This window comes from Cupriavidus sp. DF5525, assembly GCF_040149425.2.
GTDB classification, from domain to species: Bacteria; Pseudomonadota; Gammaproteobacteria; order Burkholderiales; family Burkholderiaceae; genus Cupriavidus; species Cupriavidus pickettii_A.
On the sequence record NZ_CP168266.1, the window covers coordinates 1,464,904 to 1,481,645 of the forward strand.

General features: G+C 68.3%; 16 protein-coding genes and 2 tRNA genes. 6 read left to right on the forward strand and 12 right to left on the reverse strand.

The genetic code is table 11. The features are described from left to right. Positions 1-85: 85 nt before the first annotated feature. The 3 genes from ABNX08_RS27950 to ABNX08_RS27960 all read right to left on the reverse strand — a co-directional run bounded on the left by ABNX08_RS27950 (position 86) and on the right by ABNX08_RS27960 (position 2,493). The gene (locus ABNX08_RS27950; protein WP_022538950.1) at positions 86-1,504 is read right to left on the reverse strand and encodes a DUF1254 domain-containing protein; all 1,419 of its coding nucleotides are present in this window, start codon (positions 1,502-1,504) and stop codon (positions 86-88) included. A gap of 299 nt (positions 1,505-1,803) precedes the next feature. Then, positions 1,804-2,100 carry a YciI family protein gene (locus ABNX08_RS27955; protein ID WP_022538951.1) on the reverse strand — a complete coding sequence of 99 codons (297 nt, stop codon included), beginning with the start codon at positions 2,098-2,100 and terminating at the stop codon, positions 1,804-1,806. A 15-nt stretch (positions 2,101-2,115) separates the two neighbouring features. After that, a complete protein-coding gene (locus ABNX08_RS27960; RefSeq protein ID WP_022538952.1) occupies positions 2,116-2,493 on the reverse strand; it encodes a hypothetical protein in 378 nt (125 codons plus the stop codon). A 215-nt stretch (positions 2,494-2,708) separates the two neighbouring features. Between ABNX08_RS27960 and ABNX08_RS27965 the strand changes: the two genes are divergently transcribed. Continuing rightward, complete coding sequence (locus tag ABNX08_RS27965) at positions 2,709-4,406, forward strand: MBL fold metallo-hydrolase (protein WP_022538953.1); 1,698 nt, start codon at positions 2,709-2,711, stop codon at positions 4,404-4,406. Between the two features lie 91 nt (positions 4,407-4,497). Beyond that, positions 4,498-4,574: transfer RNA gene (locus ABNX08_RS27970), tRNA-Arg, on the forward strand. A 108-nt stretch (positions 4,575-4,682) separates the two neighbouring features. On the opposite strand, the gene ABNX08_RS27975 is transcribed toward ABNX08_RS27970, so the two are convergent. Next, the gene (locus ABNX08_RS27975; protein WP_022538954.1) at positions 4,683-5,588 is read right to left on the reverse strand and encodes a hypothetical protein; all 906 of its coding nucleotides are present in this window, start codon (positions 5,586-5,588) and stop codon (positions 4,683-4,685) included. A gap of 387 nt (positions 5,589-5,975) precedes the next feature. Between ABNX08_RS27975 and ABNX08_RS27980 the strand changes: the two genes are divergently transcribed. Together ABNX08_RS27980 and ABNX08_RS27985 are read left to right on the forward strand one after the other, a co-directional pair. After that, the gene (locus tag ABNX08_RS27980; RefSeq protein WP_022538955.1) at positions 5,976-6,272 is read left to right on the forward strand and encodes a hypothetical protein; all 297 of its coding nucleotides are present in this window, start codon (positions 5,976-5,978) and stop codon (positions 6,270-6,272) included. After that, positions 6,269-6,568 (forward strand): GGDEF domain-containing protein, encoded by a 300-nt coding sequence (locus ABNX08_RS27985; protein ID WP_022538956.1) that lies wholly within the window; start codon positions 6,269-6,271, stop codon positions 6,566-6,568. Before ABNX08_RS27980 ends, ABNX08_RS27985 begins: the two co-directional genes overlap by 4 nt. A 176-nt stretch (positions 6,569-6,744) precedes the next feature. Here ABNX08_RS27985 and ABNX08_RS27990 read toward each other — a convergent pair. From ABNX08_RS27990 to ABNX08_RS28020, 7 genes are all read right to left on the reverse strand, one after another. Beyond that, positions 6,745-6,831: transfer RNA gene (locus ABNX08_RS27990), tRNA-Leu, on the reverse strand. A gap of 103 nt (positions 6,832-6,934) precedes the next feature. After that, positions 6,935-8,221 carry an amidohydrolase family protein gene (locus ABNX08_RS27995; protein WP_022538957.1) on the reverse strand — a complete coding sequence of 429 codons (1,287 nt, stop codon included), beginning with the start codon at positions 8,219-8,221 and terminating at the stop codon, positions 6,935-6,937. A gap of 78 nt (positions 8,222-8,299) precedes the next feature. Further along, positions 8,300-9,010, reverse strand: coding sequence for a TetR/AcrR family transcriptional regulator (locus ABNX08_RS28000; RefSeq protein WP_022538958.1), 711 nt, complete (start codon positions 9,008-9,010; stop codon positions 8,300-8,302). Further along, positions 9,010-9,708: a uracil phosphoribosyltransferase gene (gene upp, locus ABNX08_RS28005; RefSeq protein WP_022538959.1), complete on the reverse strand. Its 699-nt coding sequence runs from the start codon at positions 9,706-9,708 to the stop codon at positions 9,010-9,012. The genes ABNX08_RS28000 and upp overlap by 1 nt, the downstream gene beginning before the upstream one ends. 101 nt (positions 9,709-9,809) lie before the next feature. Further along, the gene (locus ABNX08_RS28010; RefSeq protein ID WP_022538960.1) at positions 9,810-11,132 is read right to left on the reverse strand and encodes a URC4/urg3 family protein; all 1,323 of its coding nucleotides are present in this window, start codon (positions 11,130-11,132) and stop codon (positions 9,810-9,812) included. After that, complete coding sequence (locus tag ABNX08_RS28015; protein ID WP_022538961.1) at positions 11,129-12,367, reverse strand: GTP cyclohydrolase II; 1,239 nt, start codon at positions 12,365-12,367, stop codon at positions 11,129-11,131. Before ABNX08_RS28015 ends, ABNX08_RS28010 begins: the two co-directional genes overlap by 4 nt. A 306-nt stretch (positions 12,368-12,673) precedes the next feature. After that, complete coding sequence (locus ABNX08_RS28020; protein ID WP_022538963.1) at positions 12,674-13,768, reverse strand: acyltransferase; 1,095 nt, start codon at positions 13,766-13,768, stop codon at positions 12,674-12,676. Between the two features lie 249 nt (positions 13,769-14,017). Between ABNX08_RS28020 and ABNX08_RS28025 the strand changes: the two genes are divergently transcribed. Then, the gene (locus ABNX08_RS28025) at positions 14,018-14,977 is read left to right on the forward strand and encodes an amino acid ABC transporter substrate-binding protein (protein ID WP_022538964.1); all 960 of its coding nucleotides are present in this window, start codon (positions 14,018-14,020) and stop codon (positions 14,975-14,977) included. Between the two features lie 189 nt (positions 14,978-15,166). Beyond that, complete coding sequence (locus ABNX08_RS28030) at positions 15,167-15,475, forward strand: hypothetical protein (protein WP_022538965.1); 309 nt, start codon at positions 15,167-15,169, stop codon at positions 15,473-15,475. Positions 15,476-15,545: 70 nt separating this feature from the next. Here ABNX08_RS28030 and ABNX08_RS28035 read toward each other — a convergent pair whose 3' ends face one another. Next, the gene (locus ABNX08_RS28035; protein ID WP_022538966.1) at positions 15,546-16,445 is read right to left on the reverse strand and encodes a hypothetical protein; all 900 of its coding nucleotides are present in this window, start codon (positions 16,443-16,445) and stop codon (positions 15,546-15,548) included. Positions 16,446-16,742: the final 297 nt, after the last annotated feature.

The window sequence follows — 16,742 nt, forward strand, 5'->3', positions numbered from 1 at the left end:
CGCTGCGCCGGCTGCCATGAAAGCAAAAAGGCCGCATGTCCTCGCAGGCATGCGGCCCTTCTTGCCGGTGGCGCCGCGACGGGCGTCAGTTCACGCGCATCACGGCCGGCGGCATCCAGTTGCCGTCGAGCAGCGCCTGCTCCGGCCAGTACGCGCGCAGCATCATGTTGAGGCCGTCGGGCGGTGCCGGCAGCCAGTTAGATACCTTGGATGCGCTCGGGCGCTCGTGCTGGATGTAGATATCGAGCGAGCCGTCGCGGTTGTAGCGCAGGCGGTCGCGGCTGCCGATGGCGAAGCGGTTGATCGGGTTGGGAATGAAGGCCTGGCCGTCGTTGTACAGCGTCAGCGACCAGAACGCACGCGCCGGTGGCAGTTGCCCCTTGTCGAAATGCAGCACGTAGCGCGCCCCGCCCTGCAGCGGCTTGCCGTTGGCATCGGTGCGGGCAGAGGCGTAGATCGCATCCTCGGGCAGGTTGGCGCCCAGCCCCACCCACGCGATCACCGCGCGGCGGCCGTAGTTGGTGCCGTACGAGCCCAGGTCGCGATGCATGACCCAGCCGTTGCCGGCATCGGCATTGCCCTTGCGCGCGCCCTGGACGATCACAGCCAGCGCCGCAGTGGCGCCTTCCTGCACCGCGCGCGCGGTGGACGGCTCCATCACCGTGGTCTTGAACGGCACGCCGGGGATGATGCCCATGCGGTGGATCTTGTCGACCATGGCGCTGTCGGCCGGTGCCGGCGGGTTGGCCGGAAGCAGCGAGGCAAAGCGCGTGAAGAACGCCTGCGCGTCCATCGCCGCCACCTGTTCGACCGGCGAGCTTTGCGTGTCGACCGTGGTCGCGCGCGGCGCGGTCTTGTCCGGCACGCGCCGACCGCCGCCCCAGGCCGACAGCGGCGTCAGCCGGTACTGGTCCTGCAGCCGGTGCACCGCCGGGAAGTCCTGCTTGCCATTGGCCTGCGTGCGGCCGATCAGCCAGACCATCGACGTGGGCGAGCGGATCTCCTGCATGCCCTTGGGCAGCGTGCCGCGCCAGTCAGGCCCGGTAATGGCGAAATTGCCGCGGCGGGTACCCGTGGTGCGCTTGCCCGGCGACGCGAACACATTGGTCCACGCATCCATCAGCGGCATCAGGTAATAGCGGCCATTGGTGTCGGGCACGGACAGGATCACCGGCTCCTTCGACAGGTCGAGCCATGCCGACGAGTACAGCGTGTCGGCATTGGGGCTGACCACGTCGGTGAAGCTCGCGTCCGGGAAGGTGCGCTTGTGGCTGAAGGTGTTGACCGGCGTGCGCGCGGTCATCAGCTCGCGCGTCACGTCCATCAGCACCATCGGATAGGCGTAGGTGAAGACCTCGGCGGACAAGGCCTTCATGGCCTGGTCGGACGGCGGCTGCTCGGCGGCGACGGCCGGGCTGGCGACATTGTCAGGCGCGGAAGCGCAGCCGGACAGCATGATGGCGAGCGCGACCGCGCTCGCCATTTGACGAAAGGAAGGCTTCATGACCCCGTTTCCCTATGTTCTTGCGGCTTGTCCGGGCGGTGCGGCTATGACTGCCGACATGTCGCTCCGGAGGCGCATCTAGTTCCGTCCGCATCTTGTCCCGCAGGCTGGCGTCTGTCAATTCCTCCGAGGTCGGGCAGCGCGGGCAAGCGCACCGAGCGCTATATGGGCGCGGCGGGGCGTGGTATCGATACAAAGGACGCAACGAAAACGCGCATGATAAAGCACATCCGACATCCGATAAAAGTCGGCGGCCGCTACCTCGCCTGCGGCATGGCGTCGGGTACGCGCGACGCCGGTCAGATAAACCGGACGCCGCCGAGATAGGCCTTGCGCCAGCGCACGATACGAACCTCGGCAAACAGGCCGGCCTCGGCGAACGGATCGGCATCGATGAACTGCTGTGCCGCCTCGCGGGTCTCGACATCGACGATATAGATGCCGCCGCCGGCGTCCGAGCCATCGTCGTTGAGCTTGGCGCCGCAGGCCAGAAGCAGCGCCTTGTTGGCTTCAAGGTATTCCAGGTGGCTGGCGCGGGTGGCCTGGCGCACATGCTGGTGGGCGGGCTTGTCGACGGTTTCGATCAGGTACGGCATGTGTTATCCCCTCTCTCAATAGCGCATCTGCACATCATCGACCTTCCCGGTGCGCGCGTTGTACAAACACGCATAGTGGAATCCGATCGACGACGAACTGTCATCCGGCTCGAACACGCCCTCGCCGTTGACCGAGGTCTGCGAATTGGGCCGATGGTAGTACTGCTCGCGGTCGGCCATCAGCATGACGCTGCCGGGCTGCGGGTAGCGGCGCTTGAGCGCTTCGGCCACCGCGGGCTCGCAGGCGGCCGAAGCGGCCCGGTTGTCGGCCTGCGGCGCGACCGTGATGCGGGTGGCCGGGGGCGGCACCGGGCGCGGCGCCATTTGCGGCGGCGTTTCGCAGGCGGCCAGCAGGCACGCCAGCGGCAGGCACAGGGTCAATGCTCGGATCACGCGGGACCTCCTGCGGGGGCTGCGCCAAGGCAATTCGCGGCCCCAAAAAGTGAAGCGGAGCTATCAGATTACTGCGTCTGGCGGGAAAAGCCAAAGCCGGTGCTCGCCGCCTCCCACCCCGAACGCCCGGAAATCCCCGGGGATGGCGAATCTTTCAACGCGGCTACACTATGGGCTCCCGGCGCGCCGCAAAGCACACCCAAGATGCCGACACAATGACAACCACAGAGACAAACGACAACCGCCCTGCCACCCCCACTCCGCTGCTGCGCAATGCCGCCAGCCTGCTCGTCGTGCGCGACGCGCCGGGCGGCATGGAAGTGCTGATCGTACGCCGCGTCGAGCGTGCCAACGACCGCAGCAGCGGCGCCTACGTATTCCCCGGCGGCACGCTCGACGTGCAGGACAAGGGGCTGCACGCGCATGCCCATGGCCTGGACGACGCGAGCGCCAGCGAGCGGCTGGGCCTGCCCGCCGGCGGCCTGGACTTCTACGTGGCCGCCGTGCGCGAATGTTTTGAGGAAGCCGGCCTGCTGTTCGCCTATGGCAGCGACGGCCGGCTGCAGTCGCCGCATGAACTCGGCGCGGCCGCGCAGGCGCTGCTGCGCGAGGCGGTGCAGCGCGGCGGCCCCGGCCTCGTGCATGCATGCGAGCAACTGGGGCTGCGGCTCGCGGCTGACCGGCTCGCCTATCACAGCTACTGGCTGACGCCGCCCGGCTTGCCCAAGCGCTTCGATACCCGCTTCTTCGTCGCCATCGCGCCGGAAGGGCAGGAAGTCGTGCCCGATGGCAGCGAGATCGTGGAGCACCGCTGGGTCCGGCCTGCCGAGGCCGCCGACCCGGCCAGCGGCCTGCCGCTGATGCACGTCACGCGCCGCACGCTGAGCGCGATCGCGCAGTTCGACAGCGCCGAAGCCTGCTTTGCCTACTTCTCGCAGCTGCGCGGCATCGCCTGCATCATGCCGCGGCTGGCCACCGGTGCGGCCGGCGTCCGACCGGTGATGCCCAACGAGCCGTGCTATGCCGAGATCGGCCGCATCGATCCGGACGGCAAGGTGCACGGCCGCTACGAGCTGGCGCCCGGCGTGCCGGTGCGGCTCTCCGGGCGCGTCTGGCGCGTGACCGCCAACAACGGCAGCGTGATGACCGGGCCCGGCACCAACACCTACCTGGTCGGCGGCGGCGCAAGCAACGAGTGGGCAGTGATCGATCCCGGCCCCGACGATCGCGAGCACGTGCGCGCCATCCTGGAAGCCGCGCCCGGCCCGATCCGCTGGATCCTGGCCACGCACACGCACCTGGACCATTCGCCCGCCGCCGCCGCGCTTCAGGCCGCCACCGGCGCCACCGTGCTGGGCCGCGCCGCGCCCGCGGGCCAGTGGCAGGACGCGAACTTCACGCCGCAGCGCGAGCTTGCGCATGGCGAGCGCATTGCGATCGCCGACGACTGCATCTTGCGCGTGTGCCATACGCCGGGCCATGCGTCGAACCACCTGTGCTACCTGCTCGAGCAAGAGAAGACCCTCTTCACCGGCGACCACGTGATGCAGGGCTCGACCGTGGTCATCGGCCCGCCAGATGGCGATATGCGCGCCTACCTCGATTCCCTGGCCGCATTGCAGGATGAGGACCTGGAATGGCTGGCTCCGGGACACGGCTTCCTGATCGGGCGCCCGCAGGACGCCATCCGCATCCTGATCCGGCACCGGCTGCAGCGCGAAGCCAAGGTGGCCGGCGCGCTGCGCGAACTGGGGCCCGCATCGATCGGCGAGCTGGTCGTGCGCGTCTATGACGACGTGCCGCCACGCATGCACCCCGTTGCGCAGCGCTCGCTGCTGGCGCATCTGATCAAGCTGCGCGACGACGGCAAGGCATGCGAGGCTGACGGGGTCTGGTCGGAGGTGGCGGCATAGCGATGCCGGCGCACGGGCAAAGGCCGGCAAAAGTTTTTTCGCCAAACGCTTGCGCAAACTGAAAACCGCGCTACAATAGCGCCTCTCGTGTGCGGCTGTAGCTCAGTTGGATAGAGTACTTGGCTACGAACCAAGGGGTCGTGGGTTCGAATCCTGCCAGCCGCGCCACCTATGCAGAACGGGAAAGGGCTTCCGGAAACGGAAGCCCTTTTTCTTTGCCCGCTCACTTTGCAGCCTCGGTTCGCGCCTTCTCCTTCAGGCGCTCCGCCTGCACCGCTACCAGCGATACCGCGCCCCGACCGTCCCGCCCGGATTGCGCCCCGCCCTCACCTTGAACCACAGCTTCACGCCGGTCGAGGTATTGCCGTGCGCGCCGATATTGAACGAGAACAATCCGCGCAGCAGGTCGGTATCGATCTTGGTGCCGTTGATGTTGATGGTCTGCTTGCGGCTCTCCTGCCACCAGTCTGCTTCGACGAACGGATAGATGCCGGCGAGCCGCGTGGGCTGGGCGCCGTACAGACGCACGCCGACGCCGGTGGCGCTGGAATCGCCGGGCATGGCCTGCGGCGGCGTGCCGCCACTGACCGCGGGCATGCCGGGCTGGTAGGCCAGTTGCACGCGCGGCTGGATCGTCAGGCCGCCCGCGCGCGGCACGACCGCATCCATGGCCAGCGCCATGGTACGCACGCGGCTATCGGCAAACCCGCCAGCGGTGGTGGTGTCGTCGAGGTGCAGCAATATGCGGCGCGGGCGCTCTGACATCGCGACGGTTTCGCGATCGAAGGCGGCAAGACCCGGGGCATCGTCGTCCGGCCCGGGGCCGACGGCAAGCGGCAATGACGATGATGGGGAAGGCGGCGGTAGCGCCGCATACTCGACGGTGACGGGTTCGGCAAGCCGGGCCGGCGCGTCCGGCGAATTGGTGCCGGCCACCAGCAGGTCAGGCACATCGGCCGGTGCCTGTTGCACCGGCGGGGGAAGATCCCAGCCCCAGCCCGATACTCCCTGGCCGTGGCTCTCGGGCACCGCGTCATCCGCACGGGCCAGCGCACACATCAGCATGGCAAGGATGCAGCAGCACTGCAGGTGATGCAGGCCGTGTCCCGGGTGCGCGGCACATGGGTGCCAACCGGGGCAAGTCCCCGCCTCCCTCTCACTCGACGATGACAAGCGCATCATGGCAACCACCTTCGGGACGTTATATGCAGCCTGCCCGATGAGCTTGAGCATAGGTCAAATGCCCTGCGAGCGTTAGCGTCGAATGTGCGGACGCGCGCGCCGCGGCGGCAGGCGTCAGTGGAGTAAATCGCTGGGGGATCTATCCGAAAATCACGCCCTTTCGTCAATAATGGCGCTAATGACAAATCCTCCAAGCATTGCCCGGCTTGCAGGCGCCGGGAGGAGACCTTATGGCGCTGTGGCAACGAGCGCGCCAGCGTGGATTCCCCGGCGCCGGGAGCGCGCCGACGCCCGCGCGCGGCAGCAGCCTGAAACGCAAGCTGGCGATCGCCACCGCGATCGGCGGACTGTGCACCGCGATGCTACGACATCTCCGAATACCGCCTGGTGTTGGACGCCGCCAACGTGCTGTCTGCGGAACGCGGGCCAGCCAACAGCGTGCTGGGCGAGCCACCCTCTGACAATAGCGCCGCGCGCGAACGCCTGGTGCGCGCACGCGCGCAGATCGACGAGATTGCCGCGCGCCCGCCGCAGGAGCCCCAGATGGACGAGATCCGGCGCGCGATCGAAAAGATGTTCCTGCCGCTGCTGCGCGCCGGCGGCGGAAATGCGGCCGCTGTTCGATGCGCTGGATATCCTGCGCCGCAAGCTGCGCGAGCACGCCTCGCTGACCGCGCAGCTTGAGCAACAGGCCCCGTACCGACAGCCTGACCGGCCTGCTGAACCGGCGCGCACTCGAACTGGTGGCCACGCAGTACGCGGCGCACGAGCGCGCCAGCCTGGTGCTGATCGACGTCGACCGCTTCAAGCAGATCAACGACCGCCGCGGCCATGCCGCGGGCGACCAGGTACTGCGTGACATGGCCGCGCTGATGCGCGCGCTGGTGCCGCCGGAAAGCGTGCTGGCGCGCTTTGGCGGCGAAGAATTCGCACAACTGCGTGCGCGAGGCCAGAGCCTGGAAGGCGCGCCGGCGGCCTGACCCGCTGCGCCGCCGCCGGATCTCAGCGATGCGGCAAACAAGAAAACGCGGACGAAAAAAACCCGCATCGCTGCGGGTTTCTTCCAGATATCCGAGGCAACTGCCCCGGCATCGAATGGGCGGGTGTCTGGCCTGAAACGAAGAAAGGCTCGCTTGCGCGAGCCTTTCTTAAAAATTGGTGCCCAGAAGAGGACTCGAACCTCCACAGTGTTGCCACCGCTAGGACCTGAACCTAGTGCGTCTACCAATTCCGCCATCTGGGCTTCGTTTCGCTGCTTTGCTGCCGCGATCCGAAGAACGACATTATGCTGAGCACAGCGGACACTGTCAACACCCCCTCGCGAAAAAACTTTGCCGTGCCAACCGCTACGCCGCACCGCCGCCGCGCAGGAAATCCACCTGCGCCGGCCGCTCCGGCAGGTGCAGCGTCGCCGTCGCCGCCGGCGTGCTGGCGATGACCTTGCCCGCACGCAGCACCCGCAGCCGCGTGGCGCGCAGGCGGATCGCCTCCACCGGGTCGCGCGCCTGCAGCAGCACCAAGTCGGCGCGGTTGCCCGGCGCGATGCCGTAGCCCTCCAGGCCCAGGATCTGCGCCGGCGTGCCGGTGACCGCGGTAAAGCAGGCGCGCATCGCCTCCTGCCCGGTCATCTGCGCGACGTGCAGGCCCATGTGCGCCACTTCCAGCATGTCGCCCGAGCCCAGGCCGTACCAGGGGTCCATCACGCAATCGTGGCCGAACGCCACCGGCACGCCGGCCGCCAGCAGCTCCGGCACGCGGGTCATGCCGCGGCGCTTCGGGTAGGAGTCGTGCCGGCCTTGCAGCGTGATGTTGATCAGCGGGTTGGCGATCGCCGCCACGCCGGCCTCGCGCATCAGCGGGATCAGCTTGGACACGTAGTAGTTGTCCATCGAATGCATCGAGGTCAGGTGCGAACCCGCCACCCTGCCCTGCAGCCCGAGCCGCATTGTCTCGCTCGCCAGCGTCTCGATATGGCGCGACAGCGGGTCGTCGCTCTCGTCGCAATGCATGTCGACGCGCAGGCCGCGGTCGGCGGCAAGCTCGCACAGCAGCCGCACCGACTCCGCGCCCTGCGCCATGGTGCGCTCGAAATGCGGGATGCCGCCGACCACGTCGACGCCCATGTCGAGCGCGCGCTTCAGGTTGTCGAGCGCACCGGGCGCGCGCAGCACGCCGTCCTGCGGGAACGCCACCAGTTGCAGGTCGAGGTAGGGGCGCACGTGCTCGCGCACGTGCAGCAGCGCTTCCACCGCCAGCAGCCGCGGGTCGCAGATATCGACATGCGAGCGGATCGCCAGCAGCCCACGCGCCACGGCCCAGTCGCAGTAGGCCAGCGCGCGTTCGACGATGGCCTCCTGCGTCAGCATCGGCTTCAGTTCGCCCCACAGCGCAATGCCTTCGAGCAGTGTGCCCGACTGGTTCACGCGCGGCAGGCCGTACGACAGCGTGGAATCCATATGGAAGTGCGCGTCGACGAAGGGCGGCGTCACCAGCTGGCCCGCCGCGTCGATCTCCTCGCCCGCGCTTGCGGCAAGCGCCGGCTCCACCGCGGCGATGCGCCCGCCCGCAATGCCGATATCGATATCGGTACGGCCATCGGGGAGATTGCAGTGCCGCAGGATCAGGTCGAGCATGGGGTGTCTCTCAGGGCTGGATGCACGGCGATATTCTCATGGCGCGGGATCACGCGCCACGTGCGATCGATCCGGGCCTCACGCCTGTCCGTCGGAGAGCGCGGCAAGGGCCGCGGCCTCGGGCGCCAGCCCGCAGCCGCGCAGCAGCAGCGCCACCAGGTGCTCGGTGGCCTGCGCGTAGTCCTGCCGCCCCAGGCGGCTGACGCCGAGCACGGCACAGACCTGCGCTTCAAAGTCCGCGTACGTCTGCGTGGCCGCCCAGATGGTGAAGAACAGATGCTGCGGATCGACCGGCGCCATCTGCCCGCTGTCGATCCAATGCTGCACCACCGCCGCCTTGCGCGACACCAGTTCGCGCAGCGCATGCCGCAGGATCTCGCCGATCTCGGGCGCGCCGTGCAGCAGCTCGTTGGCGAACACGCGCGATGCGTCCGGATGGCTGGCGGACAGCCGCATCTTGGCGCGGATGTACTGCTCCAGCGCCACCTGCGGCGGCAGCTCGGCGCGGATGATGTCGGTCTCGGACAGCCACAGCTGCAGCGTGTGCGCGAGCACCGCGCGGTACAGCGCCTGCTTGGTGCGGAAATAGTAATGCAAATTGGACTTGGGCACGCCCGCGCGCATCGCGATCTCCGCCATGGTGGCCCCGGCAAACCCGGCGCGCGCGAACACATGCTCGGCCGCGCACAGGATCATGGCCTGGTTCTCCTGGCGAATGCGGCCGCCCGCGGCAGCGCGTACGGGCAGCGCTCGCCGCGGCGCGGCGCGCGCGGGCGCGGGCGCGTCCATCAGCGTGTGCCGTAGAGGCGGTCGCCGGCGTCGCCCAGGCCGGGCACGATGTAGCCGTGCTCGTTGAGTGTTTCGTCGATGGCCGCGGTGACGATGCCCACCTCGGGATGCGCGGCGCGCAACGCGCGCAAGCCCGGGCGCGAGGCGATCAGGCACACGTACTTCATCGTCGTGACCCCGGCCTCTTTCAGGCGGTTGAGCGCGGCGATGGCCGAGTTGCCCGTGGCCAGCATCGGGTCCACCACGATCACCATGCGCTCGTGGATGTCCTCGGGCATCTTGAAGTAGTACTCGATCGGCTCCAGTGTCTCGGGGTCGCGGTACAGCCCGATATGCCCGACGCGCGCCGCCGGCAGCAACTCCAGCATGCCGTCGATAAAGCCGTTGCCCGCGCGCAGGATCGACACCAGGCACAGCTTCTTGCCGGAGAGCACGCGCGACTGCGTCGACGCGATCGGGGTGCGGATGGCGATGGTCTCCATCGCCAGATCGCGCGTGGCCTCATAGGTAAGCAGCTGCGCGATTTCGCGCACCAGCCGGCGGAAGTTGTCGGTGGTGGTTTCTTCGCTGCGCACCAGCGTGACCTTGTGCTGCACCAGCGGGTGGTCCACGACCAGCACGCCGGGCATGCCGGCAGGATCGGCCGCGGTGTCGGCAACCACAGCGACATCGGCGGGAACAGCGGACATGTCATTCATGGGACGCTCCTGATGGCCACGTTTCACACGCAATTCCTTGCCGGCGCCGCGGCTGGCGCAGCGCCGGTCCTGCCGCGGGCGCCCCCCCGGGCGCCCGTGCGTCAGAACACCGTACCGTCGCTGATGATGCTGAACGGCGGCGGCCCGCCCGGGCGCCGCTTGGCCGCGATGCGCCGGCCGGCTGCCCAGGTGCCGCCTTCCAGCACGCGCGCCAGCGGGAAGTCCGCTTCCGCCAGGCCCAACGCCTCGCGCACGCCATCGGCCACCAGGTCGAGCCCGGTCACGGTCAGCGCGCGCCATTCGACGATCACCGGCTCGTCCACCGCATGCGGCTCGGCAGCGAAGTTCGGGTCGCGCGGCACCATCAGCTCGAAGTCGTACAGCAGGCCGCCGTTGCGGTATTCGGGCAAGCCGGTCAGTGCGTCCAGCCCGGTCACGGTCAGGCCCGCGTCTTCCAGCGGCTCCAGCAGCGAGTAGGTCAGCCACTGCGTCAGCTTGTGGAACGGCACCAGCCCGCCCGGCGCGGCCGGATGGCGCCAGCAGTCGCCCAGCGACACGCCTTCGATGCAAATGCGGCCCGGCCACACCGGCCCCAGGCCCACCAGCAGCGTGCGCAGCAGGAAGCTGGCGTCGAGCCGCTCGTTGACCGCGTGCGCCTTCAGGTAGTCGAACAGGTTGCCCAGTCGCGCCGGCCGGCCGAACAGCGCCGGCGTCGCCTCCATCACCTCGCCCAGCTGGCGCAGCAGCCCGGCGCGCCCTTCCAGCCCCACCAGCGGGTTGTGCTGCGCGACCTGGAAGGCGTGCGCGATGCTGTCGGCGTCGATGCGCTGCAGCCGTTCGGCATCCGCGCGCAGCGGGTCGCCGGGCGCGGCCGAGAAGCCGCCGCGCGCGAACAGCACGAAGCTGGCCACGCCGAGGCCTTCGGAGCGGGTCAGCACCAGGTCGCTCGACGGGTCGCGATAGCGCCAGTCAGGGCCGGCGCCGGCATCCAGCAGTACGCTCGGAATCACCAGGTCGATGCCGATGCGGGCGCGCTCTTCGCGATGATCCGGCCCGCTCAGGCCGGCGCGCTCGCACAGCACCTGCCAGCGGTCCGCGCGCTGCTCGATGCCACCGCTTTCAAAGTGGCGCCAGCGGCTGTGATAAGGCACCTGCAGGTCCGGGTAGCGCTGCCGGATGGTGCTGGCGACGTAATCGGCAATCGCATGCACGCGGTCGGGATGCCAGGTAAACAACGTCGACGCGCCGCTGGCCACGTGCTCCGTGACTGCCGCGCAATGCGTGCGCACCGCCTCGGCGCACAGCAGCGCCGAGGCGGGATGCCCTTCCGGCACCGGGCTCAGCCAGCCGGCGCCCGGCCGCATTTCCTCGCCTGCTCCCCGACGGTCCATGCCGCCACGATCCTCTTCGGGATACATTGTCATTCGTTCAACCCCCTGCCCTTTGCCAGGGCCAGTTCGTCGGCATCCGGCGGCGTGTAGCGCGTAAAGTAGCCGGCGGCCACCTTGGCATCGATCTCCACGCGCGCGTCGGCGGGGATCAGGGCTTCGGGGATCGCCACCTGCTCGACTACCTCGATGCCCTGCGCCACCAGCGCGCCGTGCTTCATGTTACTCATCGACGCCCAGCGGTCGATGCGGCGGATGCCCAGCCAATGGAACACATCCGGCATCAGTTCCTGGAAACGCATGTCCTGCACGCCTGCCACGCATTCGGTGCGGGCAAAGTAAGTCTCGGCGCGGTCACCGCCCGCCTGCCGCTTGCGGGCGTTGTAGACCAGGAACTTGGTCACCTCGCCCAGCGCGCGGCCCTCCTTGCGGTTGTAGACCACCAGCCCGACGCCGCCCTGCTGCGCCATCTCGATGCACACCTCGATGCCATGCGCCAGATACGGCCTGCAGGTACAAATGTCTGACCCGAACACATCGGATCCGTTGCATTCATCGTGCACGCGGCACGCCACCCGGGTCTCGGGCTTGCCGAGCTGGCTGACGTCACCGAAAAAGTACAGCGTCATGCCGCCGATGGGCGGCAGGAACACTTTCAGGTCGGGACGGGTCACCAGTTCCGGGAACATGCCGCCGGTCTGCTCGAACAGGCTGCGCCGCAGCACGCTCTCCTTGATGCCGAAGCGGGCCGCGAGCCCGGGCAGGTACCACACCGGGTCGACCGCCGCCTTGGTCACGCGCACGTCGCCGTTGGCGTAGAGGATGTTGCCGTCAGGCGTGAGCCGGCCCGCGGCGATGGCAGCGCCCAGCTCCGGCATATTGATATGCGCGCGCGTGACGGCGATGGTCGGGCGGATATCGACGCCGGCGGCGATGCGGTCGGCAAACACGGTGGACACCAGATGCCCCCACGGGTCGAGCGAGACAATCTTGCCCGGATCGCCCCATTGCGGGTGCGGCCCGATGGCCTCGGCCGGCGCGGTATCGGTCAGGTCGGTACGGTGGTCGCGCTGCAGCGAGCCCGCGGCCACCGCCAGCGCCCGATAGATGGCATAGGCGCCGGCATGGGTGCCGATCACATTGCGCTGCGCGGGGTTCGCCAGGCTGGCGATCACCGGTCCGCGCTCGGCCGCAGTCGGGGCGCCCCAGTGGATCGGCTCGGCCGGCTTGTCGCGGCGCGCGTGCGAGGTGAGGACGATATGGTCGGACATGGCTCCCTCGGTTCCCGATGGAATCCTGACCAAATGGTCAGGTTTACGATTCCATACTAGGCAACCTTCATGCCATCGCCCAATGCCCGTTTACGCGAGTTTTGCCGCCATGTGTATGACGGCGTACGCAAGTCCGGGGCAGCGGCATGCACACGCCACGTGCCTGGCGCATGACATCCGCGGTGCGCACGCACCAGCAAGAAGCGGCGCACGGCCTGCAGGCGCGGCGCCACATCGCGGGCACAGTGGGGCACAGTCTGTCGCTGCAAGCTGCGCACGAGGAGTGATGCGCAGCACTTGCAAGCGTTACACGGTGGGACGGCTGGCCGAGCCGCGGTTGTCGGCCAGCAGCGCGCGCAGCGCCGCCAGCGGGCTGGCACTTTCCACGTAGCGATGGAACAGCGCTCCCGCCACGTTGCTGAGTATCCACGCAGCTGCCATGCCGAGCGCATTCAGCACCGGCTGCCCCGGCGCGAGGTTCGACACCGTGGCATTGACCAGCAGGCACACCGGGAAATGGACCAGGAACAGCGAATAGGAGATCCGCCCGAAGAAGCCGACCACGTGCGCGCGCGGCCAGCGTTCCATCCAGCCGCCGCGGCGTGAGATCGCCAGCAGCAGCGCCGTCGCCAGCGCCACGGCGATGCGCAGGCGGAAGTCGACGATCAGCGCCGCCAGCACCACGGCGCCGAGCACCAGCAGCGCCATCGCCGAGCGGCCCGGGTTCGACGCCCACCAGGCGAGCGTGCCCATGGCGTAGGCGCCAAAGAAGTACACCGCCCAGATATCCCACGCGGCTTCGCGGTTGAACCAGAACAGCGAGGCCACCGCGAGCACGGACACGATGCCGACGCCCGCGCCGGCAGCCGCCCGCCCGCGCGACATGGCGCGCGCCGCCCACAGTGCCGCCAGCAGCAGCGCAAACAGTTGCAGGTCGATGGCCACGTACCAGACCCCGGCCGAGAGGGCATCAACGTCGAGCACGTTGTGCAGCAGCGCCAGGTGCGCGAGGAACTGCATCAGGTGCGGCGGTGCGGGGATCGACTCGTGCACCATCCACTGCCGCGCCAGGGCGGCGCCGGCAATGCTGAGCAGGATTGCCGCGGCGTAGGGCACCACCAGCTTCTGGTAGCGCTGCCACAACGCCAGCAGCGGATGCTGGCGCAGCTCCAGCCGGCCGTACGGCGCGAGGCTGCGTGCGGCGAGGAAACCGCTGATCACCAGGAAGACCTGCACCGCGATGCGGGCGTAGTCATACAGCCAGTCCACCAGGCCGGGCGCCAGCTGGTAGGCGGCGTCCGACATCGGACCATAGAACGCGAGGTGGTGGAGCACGATCAGCTGCGAGCTGACCGCCTTCAGGGCGTCGATGCACGGCAGGCGCGACGGACGGGGGCTCATTGTTATAAGAAGGCGACAAAAGGCACGAAGGCGCGATTCTACCCTGTTGCCCCCTCAACAATGTGGCGAAACATCCACAAATTGCGATTGGTTACATACTCCTCAGCCAGACTCCAATGCCGTGGGCCTGGTCCTCCATGTCTTAACATACAGGCATTTGCTTATGACGAGAATGTTCTTCGCCCAACCTGGGCCCGGGTATACCCTAGCGTCTTTGCCGCATTGCCGGCCGCTTCCGGTTTCTCCTGCATGCCCGCCTTTGCCCTGCCTTCCCTGCTCGCCCGCCTGTTCCGTGCCCGTCGTTCGCTGGCGGCACTGGCCTTTTCCAGCGTCGCCGTTGCCACCGGCGTGGCCGTGGCTGGCGCGCTGACGCCGGCCTCCGCCCAGGCGCAGACCCCCGTGCTCGACAAGATCCGCGAGTCCGGCACCATCGTGCTCGGCTACCGCGAATCCGCGCTGCCGTTCTCCTTTGCCGACGACAAGGGCCAGCCCGCCGGCTACGCGGTCGAGCTGTGCCTGCGCGCGGCCGAGGCGGCGCGCCAGAAGCTGGGCCTGAAGGACCTGAAGGTGCGCTGGATGCCGCTGACGCCGCAGAACCGCATCCCGTCGGTGGTCAACGGGCTGGTGGACCTGGACTGCGCGCCCAACACCAATACGCTCGAGCGCCAGAAGCAGGTTGCGTTCAGCGTCTCGCACTATGTCTCGACGGTGCGCATGCTGGTGCGGGCCGATTCGGGCATACGCTCGCTCGGCGACCTGCGCGGCAAGACCGTGGTCACCAGCGCGGGCTCCACCGGCGACCGCCACGTGCGGCGCCTGAAGGGGCAATACGGCTACCACGACGTCTACGCCAAGGACCACGGCGAGTCGTTCCTGCTGCTCGAGTCCGGCCGCGCCCAGGCCTTCGTGATGGACGACGTGCTGCTGGCTGGCCTGCGCGCCCGCGCCAAGGACCCGTCGCAGTTCGTGATCATCGGTCCGGTGCTGTCGGTCGAGCAGAACGCGCTGATGCTGTCCAAGGCCGATCCGGAATGGAAGCGCGTGGTCGACCAGGCGCTGACCACCACCTTTGCCGGCGCCGAGGTCACCGCGCTGCAGAAGCGCTGGTTCCAGGAGCCGATCGGCAGCCGCGGCATCAACCTGGCGCTGGCGCCATCGGGCGAGGTGCGTGCGGCCTGGAAGCATCCGTCCGACGCCGTTACCGAGTAAGCCGCCGTGCCGGCGGCCCCAATCGCAATCGGAGCGGGGCCGCAATTCAGGGTTTCCATGAGGCGTTGGCGCCGGGCAAGCCCCAAGTTGACAGCAAAGAACGATGTTGGCGACACTGGCCCGGTCCGTCCCTGCGAGGGGTAGGCCACATAATCGACCGCCCGACGGCGGCTTTTCTCAGGAGAAACCATGAACAAGTTCGTCGCGACCGCGATTGCGCTCTGCCTCGGCGCCGCCTCGCTGGCCGTGCAGGCCCAGACCGCCGGCAAGAAGCAGTTCGACCCGTATGCCCAGGGAGCCAAGTCGGGCGAGAAGTTCGACACATATTCGCAGGGCGCCAAGTCCGGCGACAAGTTCGACCCGTACTCGCAAGGCGCAAACAAGAGCACGCGCAGCGACCTGACCGGCACTGCGGCGCCGGCCGCTGAAAAGCCCGCCAAGAAGGCCACCAGCAAGAAGACCAAGAAGAAAGCCGCCCCCGCACCGGCCGCCAGCTGAGCGCTGACCACGTGCACAAAAAAACCCGCCGCGGCGGGTTTTTTTGTGTCTTGCCGATGGCCAGCCCGGCTCAGGGCGCTTGCGAATCGCGCTCGAGCGCCGTCACGTCCACGCGCTGCACCTGGTCATTCTGGCGCACCTCCGTGCGCAACACGAAGGCCTCGGCAGGACAGTACCAGTCGGTGATATGCATCACCGTGGGCTCGACTTGCACCACCTCCTCGCCGACCATCAGCGGGCCCAGCGAGGTGCGCTTGTCGTAGGTGATCGGCAGGCATTCCTTGCGCCCCATCGCCGTATTGATCATCTGCTTGCGTCCCACCTTGCGCGAGTCGATATGGATCGATGCGTGCAACGCGCGCATGGTGCTGACCACCTGGTCCGATGCCAGCGGGTAGATCTTAAGCGAGACGCTGGACTCGAAAGTCTCGCCCTCCAGCGTGCTGCCCTCGCGCAGTTCCAGGCCCGCGTAGTTGAACACGCCCTTGCCGCGGAAAGCCGCCTCGCCGTACATGCGCGCATAGCGGGCGCGGGCGTTGATGATGGCATGCTGGCTTTCGATGCTGGTCTGGTCGGCCGGAGTGCGGCGGTCGATCACCACCTCGTGCACCTGGTCCATGACCACCGGCGGGCCCATCAGCGCCGACATCGCCGACTTGGAGTTGACCTCAAGCCGCGCGCGGCAGCCGGAGGGACTGCGGCTGACATCGCGCAGCGTCATGCGGATCGACATCGGCAGCACGCCGTCGCCTTCCATCTGCACGTGCGCGCCGGACTGGAACCAGGGCGCGTTGCACAACACGGCCGCAGCCGAGGCCGAGACCTCGCTGACCGCCGTGTGCGCCGCCGCCATCGCCGCGGCGCCTGCCGCGGCCGAGGGCGCGGCCGCCTGCTGCGCGCCGGCCCCGCTTGCCAGCGCCATCCCCGCCATCAGGCCCGCCAGCCGGTATTGCTGCGCCTTTGTCTTCACATCATTCCCTGTCTAGAATGTCCAGACGCCCCCGATGTAGCGCCCGGCCTGCCAGGCGACGGCCTGGTCACTGAAATTATGGTGTCTTTGGCGCGCCTTTGTCGCGTTTTTACCCGCTACTGTCTGGCCGGGTTTTCCTCGATTCCAGTCCTGGCCGCGTTTTCCATGCCGGTATCCTCCTTGGGTGGCGTTCCGGTTGCGCCGGGTGCGCCCGGCCACGGTGGGCGTGCAGGCCGCCTGAGGCACTTTCCTCTCGCTGCGAAGGCACCGGGGTGCCTTCGCGCACGCTTGCGGTGA